The 17541-nt window shown below is 55.5% G+C and carries 14 protein-coding genes; 13 read left to right on the top strand and 1 reads right to left on the bottom strand.

The genetic code is table 11. The features are described 5' to 3' along the window. Window positions 1-70 precede the first annotated feature (70 nt). The 6 genes from dnaE to pyk all read left to right on the top strand — a co-directional run bounded on the left by dnaE (window position 71) and on the right by pyk (window position 8891). Window positions 71-3343, top strand: coding sequence for a DNA polymerase III subunit alpha (gene dnaE, locus B1A75_RS10630; RefSeq protein ID WP_079936171.1), 3273 nt, complete (start codon window positions 71-73; stop codon window positions 3341-3343). Window positions 3344-3402: 59 nt separating this feature from the next. Further along, entirely contained in the window at window positions 3403-4086 is a 684-nt protein-coding gene (locus B1A75_RS10625; protein WP_074044348.1) for a FadR/GntR family transcriptional regulator, read from the top strand. Window positions 4087-4125: 39 nt separating this feature from the next. Continuing rightward, entirely contained in the window at window positions 4126-4998 is an 873-nt protein-coding gene (accD, locus tag B1A75_RS10620) for an acetyl-CoA carboxylase, carboxyltransferase subunit beta (RefSeq protein ID WP_074044347.1), read from the top strand. After that, entirely contained in the window at window positions 4983-5960 is a 978-nt protein-coding gene (gene accA, locus B1A75_RS10615) for an acetyl-CoA carboxylase carboxyl transferase subunit alpha (RefSeq protein ID WP_074044346.1), read from the top strand. The genes accD and accA overlap by 16 nt, the downstream gene beginning before the upstream one ends. A gap of 180 nt (window positions 5961-6140) precedes the next feature. Next, window positions 6141-7100: a 6-phosphofructokinase gene (pfkA, locus tag B1A75_RS10610; protein WP_066226883.1), complete on the top strand. Its 960-nt coding sequence runs from the start codon at window positions 6141-6143 to the stop codon at window positions 7098-7100. A 27-nt stretch (window positions 7101-7127) separates the two neighbouring features. Beyond that, window positions 7128-8891, top strand: a complete 1764-nt coding sequence (gene pyk, locus B1A75_RS10605) for a pyruvate kinase (protein ID WP_074044345.1) — start codon at window positions 7128-7130, stop codon at window positions 8889-8891. 48 nt (window positions 8892-8939) lie between these two features. Here pyk and ytvI read toward each other — a convergent pair whose 3' ends face one another. After that, complete coding sequence (gene ytvI, locus B1A75_RS10600; protein WP_074044344.1) at window positions 8940-10058, bottom strand: sporulation integral membrane protein YtvI; 1119 nt, start codon at window positions 10056-10058, stop codon at window positions 8940-8942. Between the two features lie 93 nt (window positions 10059-10151). Here ytvI and B1A75_RS10595 point away from each other — a divergent pair, with 93 nt between their 5' ends. From B1A75_RS10595 to pnpS, 7 genes are all read left to right on the top strand, one after another. Further along, complete coding sequence (locus B1A75_RS10595; RefSeq protein ID WP_074044343.1) at window positions 10152-10607, top strand: DUF441 domain-containing protein; 456 nt, start codon at window positions 10152-10154, stop codon at window positions 10605-10607. Window positions 10608-10895: 288 nt separating this feature from the next. Continuing rightward, window positions 10896-12014, top strand: a complete 1119-nt coding sequence (gene citZ, locus B1A75_RS10590) for a citrate synthase (protein WP_074044342.1) — start codon at window positions 10896-10898, stop codon at window positions 12012-12014. Window positions 12015-12085: 71 nt separating this feature from the next. Further along, window positions 12086-13357 carry an NADP-dependent isocitrate dehydrogenase gene (gene icd / locus B1A75_RS10585; RefSeq protein WP_074044341.1) on the top strand — a complete coding sequence of 424 codons (1272 nt, stop codon included), beginning with the start codon at window positions 12086-12088 and terminating at the stop codon, window positions 13355-13357. Window positions 13358-13383: 26 nt separating this feature from the next. Further along, entirely contained in the window at window positions 13384-14322 is a 939-nt protein-coding gene (gene mdh, locus B1A75_RS10580; RefSeq protein ID WP_074044340.1) for a malate dehydrogenase, read from the top strand. 83 nt (window positions 14323-14405) lie between these two features. Beyond that, window positions 14406-14873 (top strand): MaoC/PaaZ C-terminal domain-containing protein, encoded by a 468-nt coding sequence (locus B1A75_RS10575; RefSeq protein ID WP_074044339.1) that lies wholly within the window; start codon window positions 14406-14408, stop codon window positions 14871-14873. A gap of 205 nt (window positions 14874-15078) precedes the next feature. Further along, complete coding sequence (locus B1A75_RS10570; protein ID WP_011232206.1) at window positions 15079-15786, top strand: response regulator transcription factor; 708 nt, start codon at window positions 15079-15081, stop codon at window positions 15784-15786. Then, the gene (pnpS, locus tag B1A75_RS10565) at window positions 15779-17527 is read left to right on the top strand and encodes a two-component system histidine kinase PnpS (protein ID WP_079936170.1); all 1749 of its coding nucleotides are present in this window, start codon (window positions 15779-15781) and stop codon (window positions 17525-17527) included. Before B1A75_RS10570 ends, pnpS begins: the two co-directional genes overlap by 8 nt. Window positions 17528-17541 lie beyond the last annotated feature (14 nt).

Here is a 17541-nt window from a genome sequence, read left to right as displayed (position 1 = left end):
TGGACGGAGTATGTAGCCGAAAGAAAAGTTTTCGCCCGTCAAGCGCACGGATGAGGGAGGGATGGTCATTATGTTCGTCCACTTGCATGTGTTGAGCGGATACAGTTTGTTTCAAAGTGCGGCGGCGGTGGAGGCGCTTGCAGCGAGGGCGAAACAGCTTGGCTATCAAGCGCTCGCGCTCACTGACCGGAATGTGTTGTATGGCGCTATTCCGTTTTACCGAGAATGCAAGCAGAACGGCATTCGCCCGATCATCGGCGTGACGGCTGATGTCGCTCTTTCTGGGGAGGAAGCGTTCCCGCTCGTGCTGTTGGCCGCCAATGAAGAGGGGTATCGCCATTTGCTTGAAATCAGCACCATGATGCAAATGGGGGAAACAAAGCATATGGAGGAAGCCGCTCTTGTGCGCTTAAGCGGCGGCATCATCGCCATCACTCCTGGAAGCGAGGGACGCGTCGAGTCGCTTGTTGCCGCCGGCGAATGGGAGCGGGCGAAAGAGGCGCTCGCCCGCTACCAACGGTTGTTTCCAGGACGGCTGTATGTCGCCATCCAGCGCGGCGAGCAAACGCGTACCTCGTATGAAGGAGAGCTTCGTCGTTTGGCGGAAGAGATGGACGTTCCGCTTGTAGCGACGAACGATGTCCGTTATATTGAGCGCGACGATGCTGTGGCGTGGCGTTGCTTGCAGGCCATCGGCCGCGGCGTGCTGCTCGCTGACATTGAGGACGATGACGGCCGCTATTTGGCGGGGCCAGAGGAGATGGCGCGCCGGTTTGCGGACTTGCCGGAGGCGCTGGAGAACAGCTTAACGATCGCCAATCAATGCGAGCTGTCTATCAAATTTGGCGGCTGGCGGCTGCCGGCGTACCCCGTTCCGGACGGAGAGACGGCCGACAGTTATTTGCGCCGCTTATCGGAACAAGGGCTCGCCCGACGCGTGCCGTCGGCCGATGAGCGCTACTGGCGTCGGCTTTCGCATGAGCTGGATGTGATTCAGTCGCTTCATTTCAGCGACTATTTTTTGATCGTCGCCGATGTGCTCGCCTACGCCCGCCGGCGCGGCATCATGGCCGGCCCGGGCCGCGGTTCGGCGGCCGGGTCGCTTGTCGCCTATGCTCTGTCGATCACCGATGTTGACCCGATCAAGTATGGGCTTTTGTTTGAACGGTTTTTAAACCCGGAGCGGGCGTCGGTGCCGGATATTGACTTGGATTTTCCTGATGACCGGCGCGAAGAAGTGATTCGCTATGTGGCGGATAAATACGGGCGTGACCGCGTCGCGCAAATCATCACGTTCGGCACGTTCGGCGCCAAAGCGGCGCTGCGCGAGACGGCCAAAGCGCTTGGCGTCCCTGGGCGGGAGGCGGAACAGGTCGCGGCGCTGTTGCCGAACAAACAAAGTGTGACGCTCAGCCAATGGCATGCCGAGTCCGCCGCTTTTCGGCGCGCGGTGGCAGCGGTTCCGCAAGGGAGAGAGTGGCTGGCTGTTGCGCAAAAACTGGAAGGGCTGCCGCGCCATACGTCGATCCACGCTGCTGGTGTCATCATCAGCCCGGAGCCGCTCGTTCGCTTCGTGCCGCTGCAGCCCAGCCATGGCGAATGGCCGTTGACGCAATACGCCATGGGGGCGCTTGAAGCGCTCGGATTGCTGAAAATTGATTTTCTCGGTTTGCGCACGCTTACGTTGATCGAGCAGATCGTGCGCTTGATCGAGCGGCAGACAGGAAAGCCGTTTGACATCCGCACGCTGCCGCTCAATGATGAAAAAACGTACGCGCTGCTTGGCGCTGGAGATACAAACGGCATTTTTCAGCTGGAATCAAGCGGGATGAAGCGCGTGCTCGCCGAGCTGCGGCCGTCGCAATTGGAAGATGTCGTCGCCGTCAATGCCTTGTATCGGCCGGGACCGATGCAAATGATCCCCGTTTACATCCGGCGCAAGCGCGGGGAAGAGCCGGTGTCCTATGCCCATCCTGATCTTGAGCCGATTTTGGCGCCCACATACGGGGTGTTGATCTACCAAGAGCAAATTATGCAAATCGCCGCTCGACTTGCCGGATTTTCTCTCGGACAAGCGGATGTGCTTCGCCGGGCGGTGGCGAAAAAAGAGAAAGCGCTGCTTGCTGAGCAGCGTCAGGCGTTTGTCGCCGGCTGCATGACGAACGGCTATCCGAAAGCAGTCGCCGAGGAACTGTATCGACACATCGTCCGCTTTGCCGATTACGGCTTCAACCGAAGCCACGCGGTCAGCTATGCGCTGTTGTCGTATGCGATGGCGTATATGAAAGCTCATTACCCGCTTTGTTTTTATGCGGTCATGCTCACCAATGCTTCCGGAGACCGAGAAAAAGCGGCGATGTACTATTGGGAGGCGGCGCGAAAAGGGATCAACATCCTTCCGCCGTCGGTCAACAAAAGCGGTTTTCGCTCTTCCGTTGAGGGGAGCGCCATTCGCCTCGGGTTGACGATGGTGAAGCAAGTCGGCTCGGCGGCGAAGCTGATTGTCGAGGAGCGGAAAGCGAACGGACCGTTTGCCGACTTCTTTGATTTCGCTGCTCGCCTGCTGCCAAAAGGGCTCGGGCGCCCGGCGCTCGAGGCGCTCATTTCCGTTGGGGCGTTTGACGAGTTCGGCGCAGATCGGGCTTCGCTTCTTGCCAGCATTGACGTTGCGATCGAACATGTGCAATGGATCAGGCCTTTAGAAACAGGCGGGCTGTCGTTAAAGCCGAAATACGCTGATGCGCCGCCTCTATCGCCGGCTGAGCGGCGGCGGCGGGAAGCGGAGTTTCTTGGCTTCGCCGTCACCCCGCACCCGGCGGCGGTGCTTCGCCCGTTGCTGCAAGCGGCGGGGGCGGTGTGTGTTGCCGATGTACAAGGTCCGTCAACTGTGGTCGGGGGAGCGGTCGTCCGCATACGGAAAACGAGGACAAAGCAGGGTGAAGAAATGGCGTTTTTCACCGTCGGCGATGAGAGCGGGGAATTGGAGGCGGTGGCGTTTCCGAACGTTTACCGCCGCGCGGCGGACGTATTGAAAGAAGGGCAGTTTGTATTGCTTGCCGGAACGATTGAGGTGCGCGGCGGACGGCGTCAGCTCATCATCCGCCGGGCCGAACGCTTGACGGCGTCGGCGCTGTATATCGACGCCAGCCGCCAAGACAAGGCGCGTCTTGCCGCGCTGAAGCCGCTGTTGGAACGACACCAAGGCCGCACCCCGGTGTATTTGTACGATGAAGCGAAGCGAAAGCTTCTCCGTCTTCCCGAGCGGTATGCGGCCGATCTCACCGCCCCGCTTGTCGATGAACTGCTTTCCTTGTTCAGCTTCGGACGCGTGGTCGTCAAGTAAATCGCTCTTTACTATTTCATTATTTTGTTATATCGTATAACCATTAGGTGGTCAGACCAGTGGATGAAGCGAAGGAGAGGGGTCATTGTATCAAAGAGGAGAACGTGTGTGCCGAGACGTTGAAACATATCCACCGTATGATGGTGGAAGACAACTTAGCCCCTGGCGACAAGCTGCCGTCGGAGCGCGAGCTGGCCGAACGGCTCGGCGTCGGGCGTTCATCAGTGCGCGAGGCGTTGCGGGCGCTTGAATTTCTCGGCTTGATTGAAACGCGGCGCGGCGAGGGGAGGTATATGCGTGAGGTCGGCAGCCACCAGCTGATCGACCTGTTGGCGATGTTTTTGTTGGAAAACGAACGGGCGAAGGCGGATTTGGCGGAAACAAAATGGCTCATCGAGCGCCTGTTGCTTGAGCTTGCGTGCCGGCGCCGGAGCGCGGAGGACGTAGACGAGTTGAAAAAAATCGTTCGTCAAAAACCGATTGATTTCGCGCGGTTTTTCGAGACGGTGGTGGAAGCGGCTGGCAATGTTTTGCTCGCCCGCATTTGGCGGGTGCTGTCGGGGTTTGCCGCTTCGTTTGCGCCCGAGCCGCCCCTTGCCGACGCCGGTTATGAACAGCTGCTTGCCGCGTTGGAAAGGCAAGATCCGGCGGAGACTGTCGCCGTCTGGGAGGCGCAACGGCCTTCGCCGTTGTCGAAACGGGCAGGACATCGTTTGACAAACAATGATGTCCATTTTCGATAAAGTAGTAGAGAGGCGAAAACGCAAAGGAGGGGCTCCCTCGTGTGGAAAGACTTGTTTGCGAAAAAGAAAAAGTATGCACCGCTGCCTTCAGAACAAGCGAGGCATGAAGTGCCGGAAGGTGTGATGACGAAATGTCCGCAATGCAAAAAAATTATGTATACAAAAGAGTTGATCAAAAACTTGCGCGTTTGCCTAAGCTGCGGCTACCATCATCCGATGCCGGCGCGTGAACGGATTGCAAGCCTTCTTGATGACGGCAGCTTCTGCGAGTATGACGCCGATATGATCTCGGTCAATCCGCTCGGCTTTCCGGGCTACATAGAAAAACTGGAAGAAGACCGGCGCAAGTCGGGGCTGAACGAGGCGGTCGTCACCGGCGAAGGGGCGCTTGACGGCCATCCGCTCGTCATTGCTGTCATGGATTCATCGTTTCGCATGGGCAGCATGGGCTCGGTCGTCGGCGAGAAAATCGCCCGCGCCGTCGAGCGGGCGCGCGAACAGCAGAGGCCGTTTCTCATTTTCACCGCTTCCGGCGGCGCCCGCATGCAAGAAGGGGTGTTGAGCCTCATGCAAATGGCGAAAACAAGCGCGGCGCTCAAACGGTTCAGCAACGACGGCGGCTTGTTCATCTCCGTCATGACCCACCCGACGACTGGCGGTGTATCGGCGAGCTTCGCCTCGCTTGGGGATTATAACTTTGCTGAGCCGGGGGCGCTCATTGGTTTTGCCGGCCGTCGCGTCATCGAGCAGACGGTGCGCGAAGAGCTGCCGGACGATTTCCAGACAGCGGAGTTTTTGCTGAAGCACGGGCAGCTCGATGCCGTCATTCACCGCCACGAGCTGAAAGAAACGCTTGCGGTCGTCTTGGATATTCATCAAAAAGGAGGGGAAGAGGGATGGTGGCGGAATTAGAATTCGAAAAGCCGCTTGTCGAGCTGCGCCGCAAAATTCAAGAGTTGAAAGAGTTCATGAAAACGGCGGACGTCGATTTATCGGCGGAAATCGAAAAGCTCGAAGCGCGCCTCGCCAAGCTGGAAAACGAGATTTATGCGAATTTGACGCCGTGGGACCGCGTGCAAATCGCCCGCCATCCGCAGCGGCCGACGACGCTCGATTACATCGAGCGGTTGTTTACGAACTTTCTTGAGTGCCACGGCGACCGCTGCTTTGGCGATGACGAGGCGATCGTCGGCGGCATCGCCAAATACGACGGACTCCCCGTGACGGTCATCGGTCATCAGCGCGGCAAAGATACGAAAGAAAACTTGCGCCGCAACTTTGGCATGCCGCATCCGGAAGGGTACCGGAAAGCGTTGCGGCTCATGAAGCAGGCGGAAAAGTTTTCTCGGCCGATCATCTGCTTTATCGACACGAAAGGCGCCTACCCGGGCAAAGCGGCCGAAGAGCGCGGGCAAAGCGAGGCGATCGCCCGCAACTTGTTTGAAATGGCTGGACTCACGGTGCCTGTCGTCTGCATCGTCATCGGAGAGGGCGGAAGCGGCGGGGCGCTGGCCCTTGGCGTCGGCAACCATATCCATATGCTTGAAAACTCGACGTACTCGGTCATCTCGCCGGAAGGGGCAGCGGCGATTTTGTGGAAAGACGCTTCATTGGCGCAGCGGGCGGCGGAAACGATGAAAATCACCGCTCATGATTTAAAGGCGCTCGGTGTCATTGATGAAATCATTCCGGAAGTGAAAGGCGGAGCGCACCGCGACGTCGATGAGCAAGCCAAGCGAATTGACTGCGTGCTGCGCCGTTCGCTCAAGCAGCTGTTGGCGCTTGATGGCGAAGAACTCGTCCGGCAGCGTTACGAAAAATTTAAACAAATGGGCCAAGTGTCGTTTTTGCCGGAAACGATTCGGGCAAGATAAGGAAAAAGCTGTCTCCGTCTGCGAGACAGCTTTGTTCTATCGTGAAAAAATCCACTTTTGTAAGCCGTTTCAGCAAAGCCTTCTGTATTGTGTTCCACTGTTGTTCATGGTACATTAGGGATGTTCAAGAAGACGTATGAGGTCGGACGTGTGCAATTTGATGCAAATGAGGTGGAAATGATGAAACGGATTGGTGTGTTGACAAGCGGCGGCGACTCGCCGGGCATGAATGCGGCCATTCGCGCTGTCGTCCGCAAAGCGATTTACCATGGGGTGGAAGTGTATGGAATCTACCACGGGTATGCCGGACTGATCGCCGGAAACATCAAAAAGTTGGAAGTCGGGGACGTCGGGGACATCATCCATCGCGGCGGCACGATCCTTTACACCGCCCGCTGCCCGGAGTTCAAGACGGAAGAAGGGCAGAAAAAAGGGATCGAGCAGCTGAAAAAGCACGGCATTGAAGGGCTGGTCGTCATCGGCGGCGACGGGTCGTATCAAGGAGCGAAAAAATTGACGGAGCACGGCTTCCCGTGCGTCGGCGTGCCCGGGACGATCGACAACGACATTCCAGGCACCGATTTTACGATCGGCTTTGACACGGCGCTCAATACGGTCATTGACGCCATTGACAAAATCCGCGACACGGCGACGTCGCATGAACGGACGTACGTCATCGAAGTGATGGGCCGCCATGCCGGCGATATTGCGCTATGGTCGGGGCTTGCCGGCGGGGCGGAGACGATTTTGATTCCGGAAGCGGACTACGACATGGACGACATCATCGCCCGCTTGAAGCGCGGCCATGAACGCGGCAAAAAACATAGCATCATCATCGTCGCCGAGGGAGTTGGCAGCGGTGTCGACTTCGGCCGGCAAATCCAAGAGGCGACCGGCTTTGAGACGCGCGTCACCGTATTGGGCCACGTGCAGCGCGGCGGATCGCCGACGGCGTTTGACCGCGTGCTCGCCAGCCGCCTCGGCGCCCGTGCGGTCGAGCTGCTCCTTGAAGGCAAAGGCGGCCGTTGCGTTGGCATCCAAAACAACCAAATCGTTGACCATGACATTGCCGAAGCGTTGGCGAAAACACATACGGTCGATCAGCGGATGTATACATTGTCGAAAGAGTTGTCGATTTAATTCCCGAGGGGAAAGGAAGAAGAAGTGATGAAGCGGAAAACGAAAATCGTCTGTACGATCGGGCCGGCAAGCGAGAGCGTGGACAAGCTCGTGCAATTGATCGAAGCGGGGATGAACGTGGCGCGCCTCAACTTTTCGCACGGCGACCATGAGGAACACGGGCGGCGCATCGCCAACATTCGCGAGGCGGCGCGGCGGACGGGCCAAACGGTCGCCATTTTGCTCGATACGAAAGGACCGGAAATCCGCACGCACAATATGGAAAACGGCGCCATCGAACTGAAGGAAGGGGCAAAGCTCATCATTTCGATGAGCGAAGTGCTCGGCACGCCGGAAAAAATTTCTGTCACCTATCCGGGGCTGATCGATGATGTGTCCGTTGGTTCGAAAATTTTGCTGGACGATGGGTTGATCGGCCTTGAAGTCAACGCGGTCGACAAGCAAGCTGGAGAAATTGTCACGACCGTCTTAAACAGCGGCGTGCTCAAAAACAAAAAAGGGGTCAATGTCCCCGGCGTGCGCGTCAATTTGCCGGGCATCACCGAGAAGGATCGAGCCGATATTTTATTTGGCATCCGCCAAGGCATCGACTTCATCGCCGCCTCGTTTGTTCGTCGGGCGTCTGATGTGCTCGAAATCCGCGAGCTGCTTGAGGCGAATGATGCCTTACATATCCAAATTATCGCGAAAATTGAAAATGAAGAAGGCGTCGCCAACATCGATGAAATTTTGGAAGCCGCCGACGGCCTCATGGTGGCGCGCGGCGACCTTGGCGTTGAGATTCCGGCTGAGGAAGTGCCTCTCATTCAAAAAATGCTCATTAAAAAGTGCAACATGCTTGGCAAGCCGGTCATCACGGCGACGCAAATGCTCGACTCGATGCAGCGCAATCCGCGGCCGACGCGGGCTGAGGCGAGCGATGTCGCCAACGCCATTTTTGACGGCACCGACGCTGTCATGCTTTCCGGGGAAACCGCAGCCGGCCAGTATCCGGTCGAAGCGGTAAAAACGATGCACCAAATCGCGCTCCGCACCGAGCAAGCGTTGGAGCATCGCGACATTTTGTCCCAGCGCACGAAAGAAAGCCAAACGACGATCACCGATGCCATCGGCCAATCGGTCGCCCACACGGCGCTCAATTTGGATGTCGCGGCGATCGTGACGCCGACGGTGAGCGGAAAAACGCCGCAGATGGTGGCGAAATACCGCCCGAAAGCCCCGATCATCGCGGTGACATCAAACGAAGCAGTCTCGCGGCGGCTGGCGCTCATTTGGGGCGTGTATACGAAAGAAGCACCGCATGTCAATACAACCGATGAAATGCTCGATGTGGCGGTCGACGCGGCAGTGCGCTCCGGCTTGGTGAAACACGGCGACTTGGTCGTCATCACGGCCGGCGTGCCGGTCGGCGAAACAGGATCGACGAACTTAATGAAAGTGCACGTCATCAGCGACTTGCTTGCCAAAGGGCAAGGCATCGGCCGCAAGTCGGCATTCGGCAAGGCGGTCGTCGCCAAAACGGCGGAAGAGGCGTGCCGAAAAATGGTAGAGGGCGGCATTTTAGTCACCATCAGCACTGATGCCGATATGATGCCGGCTCTCGAAAAAGCGGCGGCGATCATCACCGAGGAAGGCGGGTTGACGAGCCATGCCGCGGTCGTCGGCTTAAGCCTTGGCATTCCGGTCGTCGTTGGGGTGGAAAATGCTACCAAATTGTTTAAAGATGGGCAAGAGATCACGGTCGATGGCGGCTTTGGCGCCGTCTACCGCGGCCATGCGAGCGTGTTGTAACGGACGTTGCAGCAAAAACAGCCTTGGCGGGAGCCAAGGCTGTTTCGATTACGTGGTCGGCTTGCCGATAATAAAGCGCCAAATATCGCGGAAAACATTGGCGCTATGGAGCGTGCGGATGATAACGAGCGCCACCGGACCGGCGATCAAGCCGAGAAAGCCGAGCAACTTGAAGCCGACGAACAAAGCGATGAGCGTCGCGAGCGGATCGAGGCCGATCGTTGAAGAAAGCACTTTCGGCTCCATGATTTGCCGCTGGACGAGGACGACGACATACAGCACGCCCAACCCGATGGCAAACGGAATGTCGCCGCTAGCAGCAGCGTAAATGATCCAAGGAACAAATACAATCCCCGTTCCCAAATACGGCAAAATATCGACGAACCCGATGATCAACGCGATGGTAATTGCGTAATCGACGCGCAAAATAAGCAAGCCGATCAACACGATGACCGTCGTAATCGAAATGAGCGTCGCCTGCGCTTTAATAAAGCCAAACAGCGCCCGCTTCAAATCAAGAAACACCGTTTTTCCGCTTGTGCGGGCTTTCGTCGGCAGCCATTGCTGCGCCATGCGCATCAGACGGTGCCAGTCTTTGCTGATGAAAAACGTCGCCAGCAGCGAAAAAATAAAAACGGTCGCTGCATTCGGCAGCCAGGCAAGAAGCTGCGGAATGTTTTGCAGGATGCTTTGAACAAATTCTCCGACCGTCGTCCCAATTTTTTTTCCGACGGCTTGAATGTTTTGTATAATTGTATCCTGTTGGGTGGCGCTTAAACTTTTAAACATCCCGGCCAAATCTTTGTAAATCGGGATGATTTGGTCGGCGACGAACGTCTCCATGTAAGTGATCAACGCTTGAAATTTTTCCGGCACGACGTTGGCTAAATATTGCGTTCCCGAAACAATTTCAGCAACGAGAAGCGTGACCAAACCGGCGACCGCGGCAAATAAAATGATGAGCGTGACGCTGACCGCGAGCCAGCGCGGCATTTTCGCTTTCCGCTCCAAAACATCGACGAGCGGGTTGATGATCATCGCGATGAAAAAGGCGATGATGAACGGATACGTCACCGTCGAGATGTAGTACGCGGCGATGGCGCCGAGCACTACGATGGCGACGACGAGAAAGAAGCGCAAAAAACGATCGACATAAACTCGGGACAATGTTTCACCCCCAACGATGTTCCATATTGATATATTACACGTTTTCTTACGGGGAAGCAAAAAGGCAAGTTTCATAGGAAAGGGCGGACGACCATGAACGAACCGGTGTTGTTTTTATTGTTGTTGCTTGCGCTTGGCCTGTTAGCGAAAAACAAGTCGCTTATTGTCGCCGTCGTCGTGCTGGTGGCCATCAAACTTGTCGGCTTGGATCAAAAAGTGCTGCCGATCATTCAGTCCAAAGGGATCAACTGGGGGGTGACGGTTATTACGATCGCCGTGCTCGCTCCCATCGCTTCTGGGGAGATCGGCTTTAAGCAGCTTGTCGGCTCTCTGCAGTCGTTGTCGGCCTGGGTGGCGCTCGCATCTGGCATTTTTGTCGCCTTGATCGCCAAAGAGGGGGTTGCGATGCTGGCCAATGACCCCCATATGACGGCGGCGCTTGTGTTCGGCACCATCATTGCCGTATCCTTGTTTCACGGGGTGGCGGTTGGGCCATTGATCGGCGCTGGCATTGCCTATACGGTCATCAAAATGGTAGAATATTTTTGATCATCAGGCGGTGTGTGGGATCCTCCGTTTTGAGATGAATGGATTTCCATTTTGTTCCTGAACATCGTTTCTTTTGACGTGTGACAGCTGACAAAAGTCTGATAATTGTTTATAATAATAAACGTGAGTGAGTTTTCGGCCAAGCTTTGTGCAGCTGTTGCGACGGGGCGGTTGTCGCCGGCATCATGTAAGCACTTTCGCGCGCGTTTTTTGCCTCCATTTCGAGCAAGCGCTCACCGGCCATCTGTCGTTATGGCCGGAACTTATGAAGAGAAGGGGAGATTGAACATGACAGTAACCCGTGGTTTAGAGGGAGTTGTGGCCACAACTTCAAGCATCAGTTCGATCATCGATGACACGTTGACGTATGTCGGTTATGACATTGACGATTTAGCCGAAAACGCTTCCTTCGAAGAAGTCATTTATTTGCTTTGGCATCGCGAACTGCCGACGAAAGAGCAGCTTGAGGAATTAAAGAAACAGTTGGCGGAAAACGCTGAAATTCCGAATGAAATCATTGAACACTTCAAGCTGTATCCGATTGACAAAGTGCATCCGATGGCTGCTTTGCGCACCGCGGTATCGCTTCTCGGCTTGTATGACGAAGAGGCGGATGTCATGACGAAAGAGGCGAACTATCGGAAAGCGATTCGCCTGCAGGCGAAAATCCCGACGATCGTCACCGCCTTCGCCCGCGTGCGCAAAGGGTTGGAACCGGTTGCGCCGCGCAAAGATTTGAGCTTTGCCGCCAATTTCTTGTACATGTTGACCGGTAAAGAACCAGACGACATTGCTGTGGAAGCGTTCAACAAGGCGCTCGTGTTGCATGCTGACCACGAGTTGAACGCGTCGACGTTCACGGCGCGCGTCTGCGTAGCCACGCTGTCCGATATTTATTCCGGAATCACCGCGGCGATCGGCGCCTTGAAAGGGCCGCTTCACGGCGGAGCGAACGAAGCGGTGATGAAAATGTTGACGGAAATCGGCACGGTCGACAACGTCGAGCCATACATCCGCGCCAAGCTGGCCAACAAAGAAAAAATTATGGGCTTTGGCCATCGCGTCTACCGAAAAGGCGACCCGCGCGCCAAACATTTGAAAAAAATGTCGGAAAAACTGACGAAGCTCGTCGGCGAGCCGCATTGGTATGAAATGTCGACGAAGATTGAAGAAATCGTCACATCGGAAAAAGCGCTGCCGCCGAACGTTGACTTTTATTCCGCCTCGGTTTACCATTGTTTAGGAATCGATCATGATTTGTTTACGCCGATTTTTGCCGTCAGCCGCACCTCTGGATGGTTGGCCCACATTTTGGAGCAATATGACAACAACCGTCTCATCCGTCCGCGCGCCGAGTACACCGGCCCGGGCAAACGGGCGTACGTGCCGATCGACGAGCGCGGCTAACTAAGTGAACAAGGCGGTGAAGGCGAGCCTTCACGCCTTTTCAATAAAACATCGCATTGGGGGGTTTACACGTGACGCAAGGGGAAAAAATTACGGTCACTAATGGTGTGCTCAACGTTCCAAACCATCCGATCATCCCGTTCATCGAAGGGGACGGAACCGGCCCGGACATTTGGGCGGCCGCTTCGCGCGTGCTCGAAGCAGCGGTGGAAAAAGCGTACAAAGGCGAGAAAAAAATCGTCTGGAAGGAAGTGCTTGCTGGTGAAAAAGCGTACAAGCTGACGGGCAACTGGCTTCCGGATGAGACGCTCGAGACGATCCGCGAATACATAATCGCCATTAAAGGGCCGTTGACAACGCCGGTCGGCGGCGGCATCCGCTCGCTGAACGTAGCGCTCCGCCAAGAGCTCGACCTGTTTGTCTGCCTGCGCCCGGTCCGCTACTTCCCAGGCGTTCCGTCGCCGGTGAAACGCCCGGAAGACACCGATATGGTCATCTTCCGTGAAAACACGGAAGACATTTACGCTGGCATTGAATATGCCAAAGGCACGCCGGAAGTGAAAAAAGTGATCGACTTTTTGCAAAACGAAATGGGCGTGCGCAAAATCCGCTTCCCGGAAACGTCCGGCATTGGCATTAAGCCGATTTCCGAACAAGGGACGAAGCGGCTCGTGCGCGCGGCGATCAACTACGCGATCGAACACGGCCGCAAGTCGGTGACGCTCGTTCATAAAGGGAACATTATGAAATTCACCGAAGGCGCGTTTAAAAACTGGGGTTATGAATTGGCGGAGGAAGAATTCGCCGACAAAGTGTTCACATGGGCGCAATACGACCGAATCGTTGAAGCGGAAGGCAAGGAAGCGGCGAACAAAGCGCTTGCTGATGCGGAAGCGTCCGGCAAAATCATTATCAAAGACGTCATCGCTGACATCTTCCTGCAACAAATTTTGACGCGTCCACGAGAGTTTGATGTCATCGCGACGATGAACTTAAACGGCGACTATATCTCGGATGCCCTCGCAGCCCAGGTAGGCGGCATCGGCATCGCTCCGGGAGCGAACATCAACTACGAAACCGGTCACGCCATTTTCGAAGCGACGCACGGCACGGCGCCGAAATATGCGGGGCTCGATAAAGTCAATCCGTCGTCCGTCATCCTATCTGGCGTGATGATGTTTGAGCATCTCGGTTGGAACGAAGCAGCGAAATTGATCATCAAAGCGATGGAGAAAACAATCGCCGCGAAAATCGTCACGTATGACTTCGCCCGCCTGATGGAAGGGGCGACAGAAGTGAAATGTTCGGAATTTGCTGATGCGCTCATCCGCAATATGGACTAACCTTTGAAAGAAAGGGATGGCAAACGATGGCGATGAAACGAAAAAAAATCTCGGTGATCGGCGCCGGATTCACGGGGGCGACGACGGCGTTCCTTTTGGCGCAAAAAGAGCTCGGCGACGTCGTGTTGGTCGATATTCCGCAGCTTGAGAACCCAACGAAAGGGAAGGCGCTCGATATGCTCGAGGCAAGCCCGGTGCTCGGCTTTGACGCGAACATCATCGGCACGTCGGATTACGCTGACACAGCCGATTCCGACATTGTCGTCATCACGGCAGGCATCGCCCGCAAACCGGGCATGAGCCGCGACGATTTGGTGACGACGAACCAAAAAATTATGAAGCAAGTGACGAAAGAAGTCGTCAAATATTCGCCGAACTGCTACATCATCGTCTTGACGAACCCGGTTGATGCGATGACGTATACGGTCTTCAAAGAGTCCGGGTTCCCGAAAAACCGTGTCATCGGACAGTCGGGCGTCTTGGATACGGCGCGCTTCCGCACGTTCGTCGCTCAAGAGCTGAACATTTCGGTAAAAGATGTCACTGGGTTTGTTTTAGGCGGCCATGGCGACGACATGGTGCCGCTCGTCCGCTACTCGTACGCCGGCGGCATTCCGCTCGAAAAACTCATTCCGAAAGATCGTTTGGACGCCATCGTTGAGCGGACGCGCAAAGGCGGCGGTGAAATCGTCAACCTGCTCGGCAACGGCAGCGCCTACTACGCACCGGCCGCGTCGTTGGTCGAAATGGTCGAGGCGATTTTGAAAGACCAGCGCCGCATTTTGCCGGCAATCGCCTATCTTGAAGGCGAATACGGCTATGAAGGCATTTATTTGGGCGTGCCGACGATCCTCGGCGGCAACGGCATCGAGAAAGTGATCGAGCTCGAGCTGACCGAAGAGGAAAAAGCGGCGCTCGCCAAATCCGTCGAATCCGTCAAAAATGTCATGCGTATGTTGGAATAGTGGCGAGGCAAAAATTCGGGCGTTGCCCGGATTTTTGCCCACAGTCAATGAAAGCGCTTTCTAGACAACAAAGGGGTGGAAACATGTTGAAAAAACGGAAGCTCGGGAGACGGATCGGGGAAATTCAAGCGGGGGAAAAGCTCGTGTTCCAAGCCGCCATCGAAGATAAAGATTTGCTTCTTTATCTTGGGCTGACGGATGATGCCAATCCGCTCTATATCCAGCACGATTATGCTTCGCAGACGCCGTTTGGAAAACCGGTCGTTCCGCCGGTCATGTTGACGGGGATGATCACTTCCGCGGTCTCCAAATATTTGCCGGGCCCGGGCAGCTACATTACGCGGCAGGATCTTCGCTTTCTCCGCCCAGTTTATCATTATGAAACGCTCGAATTTTTGCTGGAAGTCGCCGATGTCGATGAGGCGGGCCATTGCGTGACGTTGTCCGTCATGGCGACGCGCGGTGCGGAGACGGTGCTGGAAGGGGCGTTGTCTGTTTGTCCGCCGCATACGTTGCCGCGCCTAGACGGGCGCGTGCTCGAGAACTTTTAACGGATTTCCGAAAGAAGTCCCCCACTTCGAAACAAAGGGGAAGTTTCATGCCGCTTTCCGCCAAAAGAAGCCAACGAAACGCGAGGGTCAGTTTTCCGCGGGCGACCTGTCCGCAGGAAAACTCCTTTTTTCTTTTTTGTCCGAATCAAGGCGTCAATTGTGGTATCATAAAGGCAGAAACCATTGGACGGGATGGAGGAGCGGCATGGGACGAAAAATTTTAGTTGTCGATGACGAACAGCCGATTGTGACTCTGTTGTCGTACAATTTGGAGAAAGCCGGATTTCACGTCGTGACCGCTCACGATGGCGAAGAGGCGCTCGTGAAAGTAGCGTCCGAACAGCCGGCGCTCATCATTTTGGACTTGATGCTGCCGAAGCTTGACGGCGTTGATGTGTGCAAGCGGCTTCGCCAGCAGCAAATCATGACGCCGATTTTAATGTTGACGGCTCGCGATGATGAATTTGACAAAGTGCTTGGCCTTGAGCTTGGCGCCGACGACTATATGACGAAGCCGTTCAGCCCGCGCGAAGTCATTGCACGCGTCAAGGCGATTTTGCGCCGCACGGAGATCGTTCAGCCGGCGGCTGAATCGAGCGAGCGGCTTGTTGTTGGCGAGCTGGAAATTTTTCCAGAACGCTATGAAGCAACGATCGGCGGCAAGCCGCTTGAGCTGACGCCGAAAGAGTTTGAGTTGCTCCTTTATTTGGCTCGCCATAAAGGGCGGGTGTTGACGCGCGACCAGCTGCTCAGCGCTGTGTGGAACTACGAGTTTGCCGGTGATACACGCATTGTCGACGTCCATATCAGTCACTTGCGCGAGAAGATCGAAACCGATACGAAAAAACCGATGTACATTAAAACGGTGCGCGGCCTTGGCTACAAGTTGGAGGAACCGAAGCGGCATGAATAGCTTCCGCACCCGCCTTTTGTTTTGGCTCGTGACGCTCATCGCCGCGGTGTTGATCGCCCTCGGGCTTTTGCTCGGGCAATTGCTGAAAGATTTTTACGCCGAGACGATGAACAAACGGATGGAAAAAGAGGCCCAAGCGCTTGCGATTTTGCTTGAAAATGAACCGCTCGAGCAAATCCGCGCCGATTTGCAGGAAATGGGGAATGAGCTGTCGTCCCGCATCACCGTGCTCGATAAAGAAGAACGGGTGCGGTTTGACAGCGGTCGCGTCGCGGCGATCAGCGACAAAGACCATGAGCGCATCGTCCGAATGATTTTGCGCAAAAAGCAGTTTCCCCGTTTTTCCGTGATTGAAAAAACAAACGACGTCTATTACTACATCGTCCCGTACGAGCGCGGTGAACGGAGCGGGTACGTCGTTTTAAGCACGCCGACGAGCTCACTCCAAAAAGTAAACGAGCAAATTTGGGGGGTGCTCACGAGCAGCCTCGGGATGGCGCTCGTTGTCATCATCGCCCTCGTCTGGAAAATCGCCAATCAATATATGAAGCCGATTGAAGAAGCGACGAAAGTGGCGTTTGAGCTGGAAAAAGGCAATTACGCCGCCCGTGTGCCCGATGGTGAATATAACGAGGCCGGGATGCTTGTGCGCTCGATCAACCGGCTGGCCCGCCATTTGCAGGAGATGAGCCGGGCGCGGGAAATTCAGACCGATCGGCTTCACACGCTCATTGAAAACGTTGGCAGCGGGCTGTTGTTTATTGACCACCGTGGACATATTTCCCTCATCAACCGGGCGTTCCAAATGCAGTTTCATATCGATCCGTCCGCCTGCCTGTACCGTCCGTACGCCGATGTGCTGCCGCACCGCGACATCGTCCGGTTTATCGATGATATTTTCATCACCGAAACGACGATGCGTCGACATATGCGGCTGACGATTGGCATCGAGCGGAAACATTTCGATGTATACGGGGCCCCGATCATCGGCACGAACGCCGAATGGAAAGGGATTGTCGTCGTGTTTCACGACATTACGGAGCTGAAGCGTCTTGAGCAAATCCGCAAAGACTTTGTCGCTAACGTTTCGCACGAATTGAAAACGCCGGTGACGTCCATCAAAGGATTCGCCGAAACGCTATTGGATGGTGCCATGAAGGATGAAGCGGCGCTCGAACATTTTTTGACCATCATCTTAAAAGAAAGCGAACGGTTGCAAACGCTCGTTGAGGAACTGTTGGACTTGTCGAAAATCGAGCAACACGGGTTTCAGCTGCAACTCGAAGACGTGGATATCGCTCAAGTCATCGCCGAAGCGGCTGCTGTGTTTCGCCAAAAAGCGGCGGAAAAACAAATTGATTTGCATATCGAATCGCCACCCGGGCTTGTCATCCGCGGTGACAGAAATCGGATGAAGCAAATTTTGCTGAACTTGCTCGCCAACGCCATCACGTATACGCCGGAGCGCGGACGGGTCGCCGTCGAGGCGGAAGAGACGGAAAACGAAGTGTTGATTCATGTGAAAGACACCGGCATCGGCATTGAGGAAAAGGAAATCCCGCGCATTTTTGAGCGTTTTTACCGCGTCGACAAGGCGCGCAGCCGCGATTCCGGCGGAACGGGGTTGGGCCTGGCGATTGTGAAACATTTGGTTGAGGCTCACCACGGATATATTACCGTAGCGAGCAAAGTGGGGCGCGGCACCGTGTTTACGATCCATTTTCCAAAGCCGGGGCGGTAGCCGGCCTCTTTTTT

This window comes from Geobacillus sp. LEMMY01 (assembly GCF_002042905.1).
Lineage (GTDB): Bacteria > Bacillota > Bacilli > Bacillales > Anoxybacillaceae > Geobacillus > Geobacillus proteiniphilus.
Note: the sequence above shows the minus strand (reverse complement) of the source record. Positions and strands in the feature narration are given on the sequence as shown.